The organism is Pseudomonas sp. P4_C8, from assembly GCF_056401975.1.
Genome location: NZ_JBFUIH010000075.1, coordinates 1 through 17,543, shown reverse-complemented (window position 1 = coordinate 17,543; position 17,543 = coordinate 1). Strand labels below are relative to the sequence as shown.

Below are 17,543 nucleotides of genomic sequence, written 5' to 3'. Positions count from 1 at the left end.
CGCCTACAACATGAAACGGGTCATGAAAATCATCGGTGCCAACGGATTGATGAAAGCGCTGACAGCCTGAAAAAGGCTGATTTTGGCCCGTCCCAATAGCTGTAAAAACAGCGTTGGCGTGTTCCAGGTCGCGACTAATGCGATCCGCGGCATCGACTGCACAATCGCTCAGTCAACGAACGTCGATGATCGAAAGCGATGAGGTCATGAGCGTTTTTACACACTCTGGGCCAAGAGCGGCCGCTCGGATATTCGTTCAGATCCTTGGCTCGACTCGGCTTCTTGACAGGTCTTTGCGGCTCGCTTGGTCGAGTTTTTCTATGAACACTCTTGGTGTCCAGCCTTTCAGTACTCCGTCCAAAAGGTACTCATCTAGTAAGTCGAGTCCGATGTCGGCAACACCTTCGATCAGCTTGCCTCCCGCCGCACCAGCAATGGCGGCGGCTGGGCCACCAATTAAAGCTCCTACACCCATTCCAACGCCAGCCATCGAAAGGGTCTTGGCCATCTTCCCAGGTCCGGTTTGCAGAAACCCTTGTGGCTTCAGAATGGCCTCGTAGTAGGCCTTGATAACTTCCTGTGAGTCTAGGTCACTATCAATGCCGTTCAGCCAGGATCTAAATTTCTTTGCGTAACCTTTGTTTCGCATCCGGAGAAGTTTATCGAAAGGTTGTGTGCAGTTTTGATACATGGACTTCAGATCGGGCACACCTTCGATATCTACGATTTGACAGTAATTGCTCAGAGCAACATTGGCCGACTTAAGCCTACTATTCGAAGTTAACAAATAGTCGTGATATTCAGCCTTTGAGACTGAGCTTAATTGGTTTTCTAATAGATATACATACTCAAGGATATTATCGGCGTGCTTGGCTAACCCTTTATAAAGTTTGTTAGGCACATTGCGGTAGGGTACGTTCTTTGAGTCAAATCCATAAATATCAAGTCGCGAACTGTTATAAGCTGACACTGTCAGCTCTACAGCACGATGGGGAAGATGATCTTCCGTAACTTCATACTTGTCTCGCAGTTTTTTAACTAGTGATCTGCGCTTCTGACGCCTCATGGGTGATTTTAGCCATTGCAATCCCAACTCCAAAGACTCCTCAGGGTCAGAATGCGCAGGGCTGGACGTATTTCCAGAAGCGAGAGGGTCGATACCGGAGATCGGATCCACCATAAAAGTTATCATCGGCTTCCATAGCACAAATCCTAGTGCATCCTGCTCAATAAGCTCTTCGAAAGCTTTTTCGCCCATGATGCCTATTAGATAGGCCAGGGGAATGTTTTCGCCGTACACCTTGAACATTGTCTTGTCAAACAGCATTAAGTTTTCGAAAGTCGAGGCGTCAACACTTTTTTGTCTTGGAATGAAGGCGGCTAAATCTTGTTTAGAAACTGGTGTGTTTCCTACTAAGTACTTTCGGCAAAATTCGTTGAGATCACAATAAAATGCGTTAATGGACATAAAGCAAACTCGCAGCGCGAGCCTCCGGCCAGCCAAAATCATATCATAGCGATTTTTCAGCATAGCGTTCTGATCGATGCTGCTAGATTGTAGTCTCCCGCGTTAGGTGGGGCATTCCTAAGTACGCTTAAGATCTATTGCGCACTTTGAGGTCCGCGTAGTCTACGGCAGCTGCTACAGCGCAGAGGTTAACCGGCTGTTCGGTCGGTTGTAGTCGTTGGGTTCTTAGCCGATGCCCCCTTCTGAGTGGTGCCAGCTACCGGCGCTAATGCAAATGACTGGTCAGTGATAATTCAATCAGGTGGTCACGTGAGAAGCGATGACGTAACTGATCCCGCTAATCAAGCAAACCAGCAATCGATGGCTAGCGCTCCACTCGGCGCGCGCAGTTGCCCCCCCACCACACCTGCGGTCTAAATAAGTACGTTTTTCTGCACCCCTGCACGTCTCACGCGCCCAGCATCTACACGCTTGGCATGATGGTCAGCGGATCTAAAAAAGCCTGCAGATCCCTGCACCAGACGCCTTAAAAAAGCTCAGCGCGATATCTCCCCCAGCAAGTAAGCATTGTTGGGTAGATGCGACTATTCTTCACAAGGCTTCACCGGTCTTACTTGGTCTCGACAGTGATCAAAAGGGGGTGTACAAGGGAAGCTACTTTATTTCACATGGAGGGTGTATGAATTCATATCAATCAATTGTTGAATGGGCGGCAAACGACTTGCCTGATTGGGAGGCTGATTTAGTACGCCGACTTCTCGCCAAGGGGGCCCTAGAGCCTGATGACATATCGCAGGTTTCACGCAATGCAATTTGCTCATTCAATATAAATGAACCCTCTGAAACAAAAGAACTCCATCCGCCAATCCTTACTTCCGGGTCGATAAGCAACACTGCTTCAACATCTCCGATAAAACTATGCTGCATTGACTCAGTTACAAATATAAATGCCATACACGAAACTGCAAAACTGCCATTTAGCCACGACGGTCTAACATTGGTATACGGCGACAATGGCTCAGGTAAGTCCGGATATAGCCGGATATTAAAAGGCGCATGCTTTGCCAAACATATCGAGCCAACCGTTTTAGGGAATATATACAAGCCAGTGAGCACCGCTCAGTCGGCAAAAATAACGTTTTTAAAAAATGGTGACAGGGAAGAGTGGCAGTGGAGTCCGGGAAAATCACTTACCGACCTTACGACCATAAATGTTTTCGACACTGACTGCGGGAAAGCACTTCTCGACAAAAACAATCAAGTCACCTACAAGCCTCGTGGCGCTGAAATTTTTGATAAAATCTCTCCAATGATGGATTCAATAAAAACAACTATCGAATCCAGGAAAAAAGATGCTACACCACCTTCCATACCAGGCTTGGAAGATGATCTAGAGTTAAATGCCTGGTTTAAATCAATAACAGAAAAAAGCAAAGTTGACGCGTTACAAAAAAACATGACGTGGGCCGAAGACGACCAAACAAACTTAAACCTACTGTCAAAAAATATAGCAGACTACGAAAATGGCGCAACTGTTAAAGTAATTGAAAAAATAAAATCAATTGTAAGCACTCGACTCCCTAACGCCATTGCCAAGCTATCCAAATGCATTGACGTTTTATCGACATCCAAACCTGCAGAAATAAAACTACTGCAGGATGCGCTAGACAATGCACAGAAAACCTACGAGACTTCGTTAGTCGCATTCGATGTAAAAGAACCACTAAACGGAGTACACAGCGATCCTTGGAAAAACTTACTAAAAGCGGCACAGGAATACTCTGAACAGCATGCATATGTAGGAAAAGTCTTTCCTTATACGGGGAATGAAGCTCTTTGTGTTCTGTGCATGCAGCCACTGCATGAGCATGCCGAGCAACGCTTATCACGATTCGAAAACTACATCAAAGACAAAAGTAAGACTTCATTTGAAACAGCAAAGCAAAAACTAAATGACGCTGAAAAGCTTATAACTGATTTGCTAGTGCCTGAACCTGAGGCCTACGAACCGCTTTCATTAGAATTAATAGACCTTCTTCAAATCGATGGCGGATTAGCTGAGGCGTTTAAAGTCATTAAGACTCGCAAAGAGTTTTTCACTCAAACAGACCAGACTGAAAAGCAGTATGATGAAACAACTATAACCCCCCCTTCAATACTCGACAACCTTACCGTAAAGCTAAACGAAAAGCTGGCCGAGTTACAAGCCAACATTTCACCAGAAAAACATTCAAAAGACAAAGAATCCTTAGTAAAACAGAAATTAAGGAAGGAGCTCTCAATTGCAGCCCCCTCAATTTTAAGCTATCACCAAGCTCTCATGCTAAACAAAAAAATCGCCACCGCATTAAATGCTATAAAACAAACAAAAACTCGCTTCTCAAACAAAGCAAAATCTATCATTGCCGATCTTGTAACCCCTGACTTTATAGAATATTTTAAGGATGAGCTATCAAGATTAGGCGTAAATCTTGTAATAGATATAACGCCACTCGTCAGAGACAGTGATACTTCACACAGCTTTTCCATAGGATCACAAAAGCCTGGCAGGGTACTCAGCGAAGGAGAGCAGAAGGTGATTTCATTAGCCGCATATTTGGCGGAAATGAGGACATTTGGCAATGTTTCACCCTTGGTACTTGATGATCCTGTCAGTTCACTCGACCATGTTTACCGTGAAAAAATAGCTTTGCGTCTAACACAAGAAGCGCTTAGCCGGCAGTTAATCATTTTTACCCATGACTTATCTTTGATTATGGAAATAGAAGGGAAGTGTATCGAGTTAGTATTAAGTCAAGGATTACGCCCTGCGCTATCTTCTTTTACAGTAAGAAGAAACGGAAAAGATTCAGGATTTTGCTTATCTGAAGCGCCATGGCGGGGTATGACCACCGCCCAACGAGCACATCATTTAGATACGAACCTTAATTCATTCAAGCAGCTTTTTGAAACTGACACAGCACAGTACAATGAAAAAGCAGCACTGCTCTACTGCTTGCTGAGGGAAGCATGGGAGTCACTTATCGAACAAGATCTTTTCTTTGACATTGTTAGTAGAGGAAGAAATAGCATCCAGACCACACGAATCGGTCAAATTACTATTGAACCAGATGATGCGAACAAAATAACGTCCCACATGACAACAGCAAGTACTTGGATGTACGGTCACGACAAGTCCAAAGCTATCACCGAAAACAGACCCGCCCCTAAACAAATTTCTGCTGATATTGAGGAGCTGAGAGTCTTCGCAAAAGCTATCGGTACTCGACGTAAGCCTGCAAAATCCGCATTTGAGGGCCAGTTTGATTCACCAGTTTGTGAAATTGGCTGACGTTCAAGCCGGTCGGGTTTAGTTATAGGAGAAACCCTGCAGCTCTTGCTGCAGGGTAAGTTGGCTTTTAGCCTTGACTCGAGACCGGCTAATGGGTGTCCCAATTCTGTACGTCATAGTCGACTAGATCCGTTTCGAGCATTTCTAGCTTCAGACTTTCGTTTTGCCAGCATGGTGTCCATCGAGCGCTTTTGGCCGATTTCTGCCTGTCGCCACCGGCGGCAGCCGACCCAAAGTGGTCTGTCGCTGATCCCAAAAGCTGCCGAATAGCGAACGTTTAATATGAGCGGCGGGACCCGGCTTGCCAGGATACGTCGGCTCGATGAAAGGCTTAGGTCCCAGCTTCGCGAAGCCGCCGCAGTAAGTTTTCTTCTGGTTTGACTTCAATCGTTTCACCCACAGACGTGTGAATCAGCGCCCGCAGCGTTCGGAGGTTCTTCGGCGAGAGATCTTGGACGAAGCGAGTAGCGAACTCTTTGGGCCAAGACGGTAGAGCAAGAAATGAAACCATGAAGGTTACTTGCTCGCCATGCGCGAGCTGCTTTGGATACTGCGGCGTGTACTGCCCATAGAGAGGCTGAATGCTGTGGCGGGCGCTCTTTCCCCTTCCAACGCGCCACCCGACCGAATTTACAGTAACTGGCCGACCTCCAAGATTGACTATGGTGAAACCGACGTGTTCTTCCGCAGGCGTGCCATCGCCTGCGAATACGAGCCGCACCCCCACAGTAGTGCGTACGCGGATTCGCTCGACTCGAAGTGCAAGACGTAGCGAGACGATGACTGCGGCCAGCGTGGCCGCCCCGCCGGTCGACCAAGGCTCCCCCTGCCAGCACGCCGAAGGCGCTGGCAAAGAGGAAGGCGGTCAACGCCGAGTTGGCCCAGGTCAAGGACACGCCCTGGCCTTGCATCAGGGCGGCGACCGAGAACTTCTCAATCGCGCCGGTGCTCAGGTTCAGCAGCACGAACAACAGGGTCAGGCTTAGCACCATAGGCGAGAGCAGTGACAGGCGACGGGCGCCGAGGGGTGTCGGGTCGGCGGCGGGATGCAGGCGACTGACCTGGGCCAGTGCGGAGCCAGGGATCAACAACAGCGCCAGCGCGACAAACCCCACCAGTGCCGCCGCCGCGAAGGCCATGGCCGGGTTGCTCGCCACCGCGATACCCAGCAAAAACACAGGGGCCACGGCCGCGCCAAGGAAGCCGGCAAAGGTATGCACGGAGAACGCCTTACCGATGTGGGCGGGGTCAATGTGTCGGGACAGCAGGGCGTAGTCGGCCGGGTGATAAATGGCGTTGGCGACGCCGGCCAGCGCCATGCCGATCAACAAATAGGTGTAGCCGGGCAGGAGTGCAATCAGCAGGAAACTGCTGCTGCCCAGTGCTAGCGCGACCAACAGCAAGCGCCTGGCACCGTGGCGGTCCACGGCAAACCCCATGGGCGCCTGTACCAGCGCCGTGACGATATTGAACAGGCTCAAAGCCAGGCCCAGCTCGACATAATCCACGTTGAAAAAAGCCGGAAGCAGGGGGAACAGCGCCGCCAGCACCATGATGTGCAAATGACTGACAAAGTGCGCTGCGGCGACCTGAGGCAACAACCCGATACGAATCGTCATGGCGAAACCTGTGTGATGAGCATGGCAAAACCGGCGCAGAGCTTAATGAGGCGATGGTCTTGCGCGATAGTCCATTACCGATGAGTCCACCAGACCACTTTGAATGGCAGCGACTTCACGATGCCTGCCCCTGCGTAGACGTGTGGCAGCGGCATTGAGCGCGGTGGTCTGCAACGTCGGCACGAACTGGTATGGTTGGCCGGTCCGTGGGCGGCTAGGGTAGTGCGGCGTGTTATCGGGCGTTTAAACAGGGAGTGACCATGCCGCATTTCGCTTATCGGGAGGGCCACGCGCTGCCAGGGGTCAGTGGCGTTGCGCTGCCCCAGGTGGACGGGGAGGTGTGGCGCGCCATCGACGCCGAGCGTCAGCGCCAAGTGCAGTCAATCGAGCTGATCGCCGCCGAAAACGTGGTCAGTCGTGCAGTGCTCGAGGCCCAAGGGTCGGTGCTGACCAACAAATATGCCGAGGGCTACCCAGGGCGTCGCTATTACGCCAGTTGCTGCAATGTCGATGCAATTGAAGAACTCGCCATCGAGCGGGCCAGGCAACTGTTCAGCTGTGCCTATGCCAACCTGCAACCCCATTCGGGCAGCCAAGCCAACCAGGCTGTGTTTCTGGCTCTGCTGGCGCCGGGGGACAAGATCCTGGGTCTGGACCTCAAGTCCGGTGGGCGCCTGTCCCATGGTGCTGTGTTCAACTTGTCCGGGCTCTGGTTTCAGGCCCTCAGCTATGGCGTGCACCCGGTGACCCATAGGGTCGACATGGATCAGGTCGAGCAGATCGCCCGACAAGAACGCCCACGCCTGATCATCGCAGGGGCCTCGGCGTATTCACGGGCGCTGGATTTCGCCCGGTTTCGTGCGATTGCCGACGAGGTGGGTGCGTTCCTGATGGCCGACATCGCCCACGTCGCCGGGCTGGTCGCGGGTGGTGCGTATCCGTCTCCAGTGCCGTTCGCCCATGTCACCACCCTCAGCACCCACGCCACGTTGCGCGGTCCGCGTGGCGGGATGATCTTGTGCAATGAGCAGGCCATTGCGCAGAAGATCAATGCGGCTGTGTTCCCCGGCCTGCAGGGCGCGGCACTGATGCACACCGTTGCGGCCAAGGCCGTGGCGCTGGGCGAGGCATTGCAACCGGCCTTCGGCGCTTATGCCCACGCCGTGGTCGCCAATGCCCAGGCCTTGTGCGGCCGATTGGCTGAAGGTGGGTTGTTGGTCGTGTCGGGCGGCACCGACTGTCACTTGGGGGTGATTGACCTGCGGCCCTGGGGCCTGGTGGGGAATGTCGCCGAGCGTGCGTTGGAGGCAATCGGCATTACCGTGAACAAAAATGTCGTGCCCGGCGATGAGGTCAAGCCCACCGTGACGTCCGGCATTCGTCTCGGCAGTGCGGCGTGCACTTCGCGTGGCATGGGGGTCGATGAGTTCAGGGAGATCGGCGACATGATTCTGGCCATGCTCGGTGGCGTGCGCAGCGGTGCCCTCGACGGCCGCACCGAACGCTCGATTCGTGAAGGCATAAGCGACCTGACCAAGCGTTTCAGGCTGCCGTATTAACCGCCTGCGCTTTTTTGAAAAGGAATTCCAATGCCCGGCATCATCCCCACCGGCCGCCTGGCGGCAACCCGCACGTCACGGTTCAGACTGTTCACCACCGCCAAACCTCAACCCGTCATCGCGGTTGAATGCCCCAAGCTGCCCAAGCGTGCGCGGTTGGCCGCCCAGGCCCAGCAGCTGCTGATGAACTATGCGCTGGGCCATTAGATTTTCAGGGCGTTGGCCAGGCGCAACATGGCGGCTTCGATTTCATACGCGGTCAGGGAGGAGTAGCCCAGCAGCCAGCCCTGTTGCTTCGGGTCGCCCGCGTACAAGCCGCTGAGGCCGGACAGTTGCACGCCGGCAGTGGCGGCTTGGCGGATGGTTTTTTCCTCGGACCATCCGGCTTTCAGCAAGCAGGGGATTTGCAACCCGCCCGGCGGCAGTTCGGCGGTGACCACCATGCTCAAGTACTTGCCGATGGCATCGTGCATGATCGACCGGCGTCCGGCATACAGCTTGCGCATGGCCCGGACATACGCGTTGTAATGGCCGTCTTCCATAAAGCGCGCCAGTGTCAGTTGCAGCGTTTGAGGAGTGTGGCCGTCCATCATGCTGCGCGCATAGGCAAAGGGCTTGACCAGCTCGGAGGGCAACACCATATACCCCATGCGCAGGCCGGGGTAGAGGGTCTTGCTGAACGTGCCGATGTAGAGCGTGCGCTGATACTTGTCCAGGCCCTGCACGCACGCCGTGGGTTGCCCGTCGTAATGGAACTCGCTGTCGTAGTCATCCTCGATGATCCACTTGCCTTTTTGCGCCGCCCAATTGATCAACTCAAGACGCCGCTCCAGCGGCAACGTCGCGCCGGTGGGGTATTGGTGCGAGGGCGTGACATACACGCAATTGGCGCCGCTGCGGTCGGCGTACAGCAGGTCGGTGCGGATGCCCCGTTCATCGACATCAATGGGCAGCACCTTGGTTTCGGCGATTTCGAAGGCCTTGCGGGCGCCGTAATAGCCGGGGTTTTCCAGCAGAATCGGCTTGCCGGCGTCCACCAGCAACTGCGCGCACAGATACAACGCCTGACGCGTACTGCTCAATACCAGCACCTGGTCGGGGGAGCATTTGGCGCCGCGTTCGAGGTTCAGGTAGGTGGCAATCGCTTTGCGCAGGGGCTCAGCCCCTTGTGGATCGCCATGCAGCAGCACGTTCGCGCGATAGTCCTTCATGACCTGGCGCTGCAAACGCTCCCAGACATCCGTCGGGAAGTTGCGGGTTTCCGGCAGGCCGGTGGCGAATGCCTTGATGACTTGCTGATCGCGCACGCCGCCGGTGTCGAAGATCATCCGCCCGCGTTGGCTGAGTTCGGCGCCCGGCGCGGCGACGCTGCTCCTGACTTCCTGAGCCTTGAGGCGTCGTCGGCCGGCACCGTGCAATTCGGCGCCCACCGTGTCGCAGACGTAACTGCCGGCGCCTTCGCGGCGGACGATGAACCCGTCCCGATGCAACTGCACATAGGCGTTCTCAACGGTGTCACGGGCGCAACCCAGTGACTTGGACAGTACCCGCGTGGCGGGCAGTTTCAAGCCGGGGCCGAGGGCACCGTCGAGAATCAGCGCACGCAGTGCACGTTGGATCCGCTGGTGCAAATCCAGTAGCTGAAACTCAGCGTCGTTGAGGCGCATCTTCAGGGTTTCCAGCTCGAAGGTCTTTGCCATGTGGTCTGCTCTCTTTCCATGAACTGGCAGGTAAAGGCAGGCCAGTTTATCCGTAGACTCCTGCCCTCGCCACCCTAGGCTTTACCTCGGTGATTACGCGCAGGGCGAGCGTTCTTGAACAGGAGTTACTCAACCATGGCTCGGTCACACAACTTCAGCGCAGGCCCCACCGCGGTGCCGTTGGACGTCCTCACTCAGGCGCACGAGGAGTTTTTCGATTTTGCCGGCACCGGCATGTCCGTGATGGAAATCAGCCATCGTTCGCAGGTGTTCATGGCGGTGGCCCGCGAGGCCGAACGGGACCTGCGCGATATCCTCGGGGTGCCGCCCGCCTACAAAGTGTTGTTTCTGCAAGGGGGCGCCTCGTTGCAGTTCGCTCAAGTGCCGATGAACCTGATAGGCGATAAAGGCACGGCGGATTACCTGCACACCGGCCTCTGGTCGGGCAAGGCGATCGAGGCTGCACAGCGCTACTGCGATGTGCGCGTGGTTGCCAGTGCCCACGCGTCCGGTTTCGACCGCGTCCCCCACGCCTCTGACTGGCGCCTTAACGCCGACGCCGCCTACTTGCACTACACCGAGAATGAGACGGTGCACGGCGTGCAGTTCATCGACACGCCCGCGAGCGACGCGCCGCTGGTGTGCGATGCCTGTTCAAGCCTGCTGTCCAAGCCGATCGACATCGCCAGGCATGGGCTGGTGTATGCCGCCGCGCAGAAAAACATGGGCGTGGCCGGGTTGACGGTGGTCATCGTGGACCCGGCGTTGCTGGAGCGTTCCCATGCCTTTACCCCGGACATTCTCAACTACGCGCGCATCAGCGACGCGCAGTCGATGCCCAATACCCCGGCGACCTTCCCCTGGTACCTCACCGGCCTGACGCTCAAGTGGATCAAGCACAGTGGCGGTCTGCAGGCCCTGCATCAGCGCAACCAGGCCAAGGCGCGAATGCTGTACCGCGCCATCGATGGGAGTGACGGGTTTTACCGCAACCCTGTGCAGTTACCGTATCGCTCCATCAACAACGTGCCCTTCCGACTGGCCGAGGCGGCGCTGGAGAAGGCCTTTTTGCGGAGCGCCGAGCAGGCCGGCCTCAATGGCCTCCAAGGCCACGCCAGCGTCGGCGGCCTGCGCGCCAGCCTCTACAACGCCGTTTCAGTGCCGGCGGTCGAGGCGCTTTGCGATTTCATGAACGCGTTTGCGCGCGAGCATGGATGAGCCGACCGCGCAAAGTGGTCTGGTCTGCTGCGTTAAAGCGTAGGGGTAAAACCTGCCATTCAACGGCTATAAATGACCGCTTACCAGCGGCCGGATACATCGTCCAGCAAGGAGCCAAGACCTATGTCAGCTACTCAATCCCTCTCGTCCCTGCGTCTGCGGGACCTGCTGCACCCGGTGGTTGCCGGGCTGATTTCGGTGATCGTCAATTACGGCGGCACCTTCATCCTGGTGTTTCAGGCCGCCAAGGTCGCAGGGCTCAGCCCTGAGTTGACGGCGTCGTGGGTTTGGTCAGTGTCGATCGGGGTAGGGGTGACCGGGCTGTTCCTCAGTTGGGTGAGCCGCGAGCCGATCATCACCGCCTGGTCGACCCCGGCGGCGGCTTTTTTGATCGTCGCCTTGGCGACCACACCCTACGCTGAGGCCATCGGGGCGTACATGATTTCGGCTGCAGCGTTCGTGCTGCTCGGCGTGTCCGGCTACTTTGAAAAAGCCGTTCGCCTGATCCCGCCCGGTGTGGCAGCGGGCTTGTTGGGCGGCATCCTGCTGCAGTTCGGCATCGGTGCGTTCGCCAGCATGAGCGTCGACCCGTTATTGGTCGGGGTGTTGATCGGCGCCTACATCGTGTTCAAGCGCTTGAGTGCGCGCTATGCGGTGGTCGGCATTCTGGTGCTGGGGCTTGGCTTTCTGCTGATGCAGGGGCGCGTGGATTTCACGGGGCTGGCGCTGGAGTTTGCGACACCGGTGTTCACACGCCCTGAGTTCTCGGTCAATGCGTTGTTGAGCGTGGCGTTGCCGCTGTTTCTGATCACCCTCACGGGGCAGTACATGCCGGGCATGCTGGTGCTGCGCAATGACGGGTTCAACACCAGTGCCAACCCGATCCTCAGCGTGACCGGGCTGGGTTCTTTGCTGATGGCGCCGTTCGGTTCCCATGCCTTCAACATCGCGGCCATCACGGCCGCCATCTGCACTGGCAAGGAAGCCTCTGAAGACCCGTCCAAGCGCTGGATCGCAGGCGTGGCCGCGGGCGTCTTCTACATCCTGGTGGGGATTTTCGGCGTGACCCTGGCGGCGGTGTTCATGGCCTTCCCGGCGACCTTCATCACCACCCTGGCCGGGCTGGCCCTGTTGGGCACCCTCGGCGCAAGCCTGGCCAATGCCATGGCGGACGTGAAATCGCGGGAAGCGTCGCTGATCACCTTTCTGGCCTGTGCGGCCAATATCACCCTGCTGGGCATCGGCGGCGCGTTCTGGGGCCTGGTCATCGGCCTGGCGGCCTACGCCGTGCTCAATGGGCAGTTGCCGCGTCGTGAAAAGACGGCTGTCCCAAAGGCCGAACCGGTTGCAGTGCCCACCAAAGGAGCGGCCAACTGATGCCTGATCAAACCGAAGACCTCAACACCCTGCATGCGCGCCATGGTCGTTACCCACAGGCCGGCAGTGTCGAAGACTTTCGCCGCAACCTGGCCGCCGTGCAGCAACGCATTGTCGAGGCGTGCGGTCGAGTAGGGCGGGACCCGGCCGGTGTGCGCTTGCTGCCGGTCAGCAAAACCTTTGATGAAGCTCATCTGCGTCTGGCCTATGCCGCCGGCTGCCGCCTGCTGGGCGAGAACAAGGTGCAGGAAGCACAGCGCAAGTGGGAAGCCATGACCGACCTGCAAGACCTGCAATGGTCGGTGATCGGCCACTTGCAGACCAACAAGGCCAAGCAGGTCGCACGCTTCGCCAGCGAGTTCCAGGCCCTGGACAGCCTGCGGGTGGCCGAGACGCTGGACCGTCGGCTGCACATTGAAGGTCGGCAGATGGACGTGTTCGTCCAGGTCAATACCTCAGGCGAAGCCAGCAAGTACGGGCTGGCGCCCGATGACGTGGCGGCTTTCCTGGAGACTATGCCTGCGTTCCCGAGACTGCGGGTTCGCGGGTTGATGACGCTGGCGCTGTTCTCGGCCGAAGTGGTACGGGTGCGCCCGTGCTTCGTCCGGCTGCGTGAATTGCGCGACCGCTTGCGTCATTGCGTCCCTGATGGGGTGTCGCTGCAAGAGCTGTCGATGGGCATGTCGGGTGACTTTGAAATCGCCATTGAAGAGGGCGCGACCGTGGTGCGCGTCGGACAAGCGATCTTCGGTGCCCGAGCCATGCCGGATGCGTACTACTGGCCGACCGCCGATGCCCGCCCCCTCAGTGAAGACACGTTGTTGTCGATCACTCCCAGCCGTTGATCCCCCCCAACAGGAAGGCCCGCAATGTCCGCTGCACCCGCTTACCTCATGCACACCTCAGCCCGACAACCGGTTTCGTTCAGCCGAGGCCAGGGCGCCTCGTTGTGGGACACCGAGGGTCTTGAATACCTGGATGCCATCGCCGGTGTGGCGGTGACGAGCCTGGGGCATGCCAACCCCGAAATTGCCGCGGCCATCGCCGAACAGGCCACGGTGTTACTGCACACGACCAACCTGTTTCGCATCCCATGGCAGGAGCAATTGGGCGAACGACTGTGCCTGCTCTCGGGCATGCAACGGGCGTTTTTCTGCAACTCCGGAGCGGAGGCCAACGAAGCGGCGCTCAAACTGGCCCGCCTGCACGCCAACGCCCGGCAGGTGACCCAGCCACAAGTGTTGGTGATGGACAACAGTTTTCACGGGCGCACCCTGGCCACTCTCGCCGCCACCGGCAACCCCGACGTGCATCGCGGCTTCGAGCCCCTGATGCCGGGCTTTGTGCGAGTGCCTTACGACAACATCGAGGCGATTCGCCAAGTCGCGGCGCAGTCACCCGATATCGTCGCGGTGCTCGTCGAGCCGGTGCAGGGTGAGGGGGGCGTGCACGCCGCCTCTGCCGGCTACCTGCAGGCCTTGCGCCAACTGTGTGATGAACACGACTGGCTGATGATGATCGATGAAGTGCAGACCGGGCTGGGCCGCACCGGTACCTGGTTTGGTTTTGAGCATGCGGGCATCGAGCCGGACGTCATTACCCTGGCCAAAGCGCTGGGCAACGGTTTCCCCATCGGCGCTTGCCTGGCGCGGGGCAAGGCCGCCGAGCTGTTTTCCCCCGGCCACCATGCGTCCACGTTCGGCGGTAACCCGCTGGCGTGCCGCGTGGGCTGCACAGTGCTCGACATCATGCAGCGCGATCACATCCCGCAACGCGCTGCCGCCTCGGGCCGCCGCTTGTTGGCGGCCTTGAAGCTGGCGCTGGGCAACCATCCTGAGGTGGTGTCCATTCGCGGCATCGGCTTGATGATCGGCATTGAACTCAATGGCCCGTGCGCCGAACTGGTCGGCCGGGCCCGTGAAGAACAACGTCTGCTGATCACCGTCACACGGGGCACCACCGTGCGCCTGTTGCCGCCGCTGATCTGCGATGACGCACAGATCGACGACATCGCCGCGCGCATCACGCGCCTGCTGTCACCCGCCGCTTGAATTCTTGACCAAGGACACTTTGCACATGTACGACTCGACGCTGACCCTCAACGCTTTCGACCCTGAGCTGTATGAATCGATTCACAACGAAGAGCATCGCCAGGAAGACCATATCGAGCTGATCGCCTCGGAAAACTATGCCAGCCCGCTGGTGATGAAAACCCAGAGCACGGTGCTCACCAACAAGTACGCCGAAGGCTACCCCGGCAAGCGCTATTACAGCGGCTGCGAATACGTCGATGTGGCCGAGCGGCTGGCCATCAAGCGGGTCAAGGCCCTGTTCGGCTGCGACTACGCCAACGTGCAACCCCATGCGGGCGCCCAGGCCAACGCGGCGGTCTTCTTGGCACTGATCAACCCCGGTGACACGGTGATGGGCATGAACCTGGCCCAGGGCAGTCACCTGACCCACGGCAAYCCGGCCAACTTTTCGGGGCGTCACTACACCATCGTGCCTTACGGACTGGACCCGAAAACCGGCTTTCTTGACTATGACGAGATGGAGCGCATCGCACTGCAGACGCGCCCCAAAATGTTGATCGGTGGTTTTTCCGCGTATTCGCGGTACAAGGACTGGGCACGCATGCGCAGCATTGCCGACAAGGTAGGGGCTATCTTCTGGGTTGATATGGCCCACGTCGCCGGGCTGGTCGCCGCGGGCGAATACCCCGACCCGCTTCCCCATGCGCATGTGGTCACCAGCACCACGCACAAAACCCTGCGCGGGCCACGCGGCGGTTTGATTTTGTCCAAGGGACAGGATGAGGCTTTCTACAAAAAGCTCGATGCCGCTGTGTTTCCCGGCGTGCAGGGCGGGCCGCTGATGCACCAGATCGCGGCCAAGGCCGTGGCGTTCAAGGAAGCGCTTTCGCCGGCGTTCAGCGTCTACCAGACCCAAGTGGTCATCAACGCCCGGGCCATGGCCGGGGTGTTGCAAAAGCGGGGGTACAAGATCGTCTCGGGCGGCACCGACAACCACATGATGCTGATCGACCTGTCCGACAAGCCCTACACCGGCAAGGAGGCCGACGCGGCCCTGAGCAGTGCCTATATCACCGCCAACAAAAACTCGGTGCCGAATGACCCGCGCTCACCGTTTGTGACATCCGGCCTTCGTATCGGCACCCCGGCGGTAACCACCCGCGGGTTTGGTGTGGAGGCTTGTGAGCAAGTGGCCGGCTGGTTATGCGACGTACTGGACGCCCTGGAAAACGGTGACACCGACAAGGTCGGGCACCACGTGCGCGAACAGGTTGTCGCGCTGTGCCGTCGTTTTCCGGTCTATCGCTGAGTCTGGCCCGGCCATTGCCTGATCGGGTGGTGGCCGGGTGTTCAACTGTTTTATCAGGCGATCCCCTTGGCCACACCCACGCGCCATTGATCAGGTAATTGCCCACAATCCGCGACTTGTACACTCGCGGATTGTGGTTCGCCAACGTGCCAGTAAAATATGAATATTTACTCACTCACTCGTTCAAAATGTAGGCTTTCTGGTGTTCATAACCGTTCTACCAGAGCCCGAGGGTTTTGGCCGGTTGCTGTCGGTCATAATGTAGTGTTTGGACACGCCCAGCAGAGACTAGGTCTGCCGATTAAACTCAATCCGTTGTGGCCCTAGTCTGGCTCGGGTTCCCACGCTTCGTGCTTTAAATCCTCTTATAAGATTAATTTCGGTTTTCGGCTCCAGGCCTGACACGACGCGGCCTACGGCGCTTTCGGTCTTGTCGGGCATCTTGCTCCTGTTTTGGCGACTGCCCGGCCCATCCACCAACTGTGAGTGGGATCTACATACCCTGGATTCGAGGTATCTACTGCTCAGGCTTTCCGGCCTCAAGTAGAGATGCGTCCAAATCTGGATGCATCTCTCCACCCTCAATCTGAGGTCCAACCACCAGTGGTGGATGGAGCAGATCTGCGCCATTACCCCCTGCAGCAACTGCCGCCCGCCAACGTTGTTTTCCACATTGGGGGTGAGCATTGCCAGGGCGCTAAAAACGCTCTCACTCGCAATTTCAAACCTCGGCTTTAACAAATTGTGGTTACGCCTCGCAGGCCCCGCCGTTCGTGACTTGCAGTCTGTTTTGTGAATCTTTAAATCTAACGCCTGTCCACCTGAACCATGACCGAATTGAAACCGCATCTAACGGGTGCAAGGAAATACCTTCGGGTCACAACCCTAGCCCCCCCCGTTAACAGCCCGAACACATCGATGAGTGACAAGATTGCTCCCATGGAAAAATGAAGAGGATGAATTACCAAGGTTGGGATTATCCCATCAGCCTGTGTGTCGCGTTATCGATTTCATCGGCCCAGAGCTGGGCCGAAACCGTGGTGCCGACCAAAGGCCAAAGTTCGCAACAAACCCAGTTGGACATCAACGTATGCCATAGCGTGGCAGCCAGTCAGGCGGCTTCGACTGACACTTCTCCGGGGTAAGGGTGCGTGGGGCGGCGGTCGGCGCTGCGGCAGGGGCGGTCGCAGCCGATGCACGCGGGCGTCAACATGACGAATTTTACGAGGGGGGCAATGACAACGTGAAACAAGAGTATCGGCAGAATCAAGCTCAAGGCGCGGCGGCGGGTGTCGTGGTCGGTGGTTCGCGTCAGCGTCAGGAGCGCCGGGCTAATGAGAAAACCAGTGCTGCCAACACCTCGACGGCCTATACCAGTTGCCTGCAAGGGAAGGGGTATCAGGTTACTCCGTGAGTCTGCGCTTTTGCGGGCCGGTCAAGCAGTCGGACCATCAAGCAGGCATACAGCGTGACCGCGATGAACAGCCCCATGCGCACGGCGAAGGCGGTGTAGACGTCTTTGCCCAAAGCGCTGTCCTGCACTGACTGGCCCAGCAGGATGATCAACGTGATAAAGGTGTTGAGCCATAACCCCGGGCCAAACCGGGTCGGGCTCAGGGCGTACAGCTTGCGCGCCAGTATCAGGCCGAACAACAGCGTCCACAGAAAGAACATCCACAGGTGCACAAACAGGCTCAGTGCGCACCAGAACAGGATGGCCAACAAGCCGCCGAGCAAGGTGGCGCCGACCAGCTCGCGACCGGCATTGCGGGCGCTGGTCGTGTTGCATTGCTGACCCAGGCCGACCGCCTTCAGGATAATCGGCAGATAGCTCGCCGGGTCGATCATTGCCAGCAGGAACGTCGGCAAGACAATCAAGGTTGCACGCAACGCAATCCGACTGGCTTCTTCGCCCACCGGCGGTGGGGG

At 57.2% G+C, this 17,543-nt stretch carries 11 protein-coding genes and 2 pseudogenes; 9 read left to right on the top strand and 4 right to left on the bottom strand.

Annotation, left to right across the window (positions count from 1 at the left end; all coding sequences use genetic code 11):
• Positions 1–256: 256 nt before the first annotated feature.
• Positions 257–1,468 (bottom strand): hypothetical protein, encoded by a 1,212-nt coding sequence (locus tag AC1DWM_RS28930; RefSeq protein WP_477796761.1) that lies wholly within the window; start codon positions 1,466–1,468, stop codon positions 257–259.
• A gap of 679 nt (positions 1,469–2,147) precedes the next feature.
• Here AC1DWM_RS28930 and AC1DWM_RS28925 point away from each other — a divergent pair.
• Positions 2,148–4,799, top strand: coding sequence for an AAA family ATPase (locus AC1DWM_RS28925; RefSeq protein WP_477796760.1), 2,652 nt, complete (start codon positions 2,148–2,150; stop codon positions 4,797–4,799).
• 392 nt (positions 4,800–5,191) lie between these two features.
• Here AC1DWM_RS28925 and AC1DWM_RS28920 read toward each other — a convergent pair whose 3' ends face one another.
• The gene (locus tag AC1DWM_RS28920; RefSeq protein ID WP_477796759.1) at positions 5,192–6,418 is read right to left on the bottom strand and encodes an MFS transporter; all 1,227 of its coding nucleotides are present in this window, start codon (positions 6,416–6,418) and stop codon (positions 5,192–5,194) included.
• 260 nt (positions 6,419–6,678) lie between these two features.
• Between AC1DWM_RS28920 and AC1DWM_RS28915 the strand changes: the two genes are divergently transcribed.
• Positions 6,679–7,977 (top strand): serine hydroxymethyltransferase, encoded by a 1,299-nt coding sequence (locus tag AC1DWM_RS28915; protein WP_477796758.1) that lies wholly within the window; start codon positions 6,679–6,681, stop codon positions 7,975–7,977.
• A gap of 30 nt (positions 7,978–8,007) precedes the next feature.
• The gene (locus tag AC1DWM_RS28910) at positions 8,008–8,184 is read left to right on the top strand and encodes a hypothetical protein (RefSeq protein ID WP_477796757.1); all 177 of its coding nucleotides are present in this window, start codon (positions 8,008–8,010) and stop codon (positions 8,182–8,184) included.
• Here the strand turns inward: AC1DWM_RS28910 and pdxR are convergent.
• The gene (gene pdxR / locus AC1DWM_RS28905) at positions 8,181–9,677 is read right to left on the bottom strand and encodes a MocR-like pyridoxine biosynthesis transcription factor PdxR (RefSeq protein WP_477796756.1); all 1,497 of its coding nucleotides are present in this window, start codon (positions 9,675–9,677) and stop codon (positions 8,181–8,183) included. The genes AC1DWM_RS28910 and pdxR overlap by 4 nt on opposite strands.
• Positions 9,678–9,812: 135 nt before the next feature.
• Here pdxR and serC point away from each other — a divergent pair, with 135 nt between their 5' ends.
• From serC to AC1DWM_RS28875, 6 genes and pseudogenes are all read left to right on the top strand, one after another.
• Positions 9,813–10,895 carry a 3-phosphoserine/phosphohydroxythreonine transaminase gene (serC, locus tag AC1DWM_RS28900; protein WP_477796755.1) on the top strand — a complete coding sequence of 361 codons (1,083 nt, stop codon included), beginning with the start codon at positions 9,813–9,815 and terminating at the stop codon, positions 10,893–10,895.
• Between the two features lie 123 nt (positions 10,896–11,018).
• Complete coding sequence (locus AC1DWM_RS28895) at positions 11,019–12,272, top strand: benzoate/H(+) symporter BenE family transporter (protein ID WP_452627782.1); 1,254 nt, start codon at positions 11,019–11,021, stop codon at positions 12,270–12,272.
• Positions 12,272–13,117 (top strand): YggS family pyridoxal phosphate-dependent enzyme, encoded by an 846-nt coding sequence (locus tag AC1DWM_RS28890; RefSeq protein ID WP_477796754.1) that lies wholly within the window; start codon positions 12,272–12,274, stop codon positions 13,115–13,117. Before AC1DWM_RS28895 ends, AC1DWM_RS28890 begins: the two co-directional genes overlap by 1 nt.
• Before the next feature lie 24 nt (positions 13,118–13,141).
• On the top strand, positions 13,142–14,323 hold the full coding sequence (locus AC1DWM_RS28885; RefSeq protein WP_477796753.1) for an acetylornithine/succinylornithine family transaminase: 1,182 nt from the start codon (positions 13,142–13,144) through the stop codon (positions 14,321–14,323).
• Positions 14,324–14,348: 25 nt separating this feature from the next.
• On the top strand, positions 14,349–15,614 hold the full coding sequence (gene glyA / locus AC1DWM_RS28880) for a serine hydroxymethyltransferase (protein WP_477796752.1): 1,266 nt from the start codon (positions 14,349–14,351) through the stop codon (positions 15,612–15,614).
• A 947-nt stretch (positions 15,615–16,561) separates the two neighbouring features.
• Positions 16,562–17,028 (top strand): annotated as a pseudogene (locus tag AC1DWM_RS28875) (hypothetical protein).
• Here AC1DWM_RS28875 and AC1DWM_RS28870 read toward each other — a convergent pair.
• Positions 17,013–17,543 (bottom strand): annotated as a pseudogene (locus AC1DWM_RS28870) (DUF2955 domain-containing protein); the annotation flags it as partial. The pseudogenes AC1DWM_RS28875 and AC1DWM_RS28870 sit on opposite strands and share 16 nt — an antisense overlap.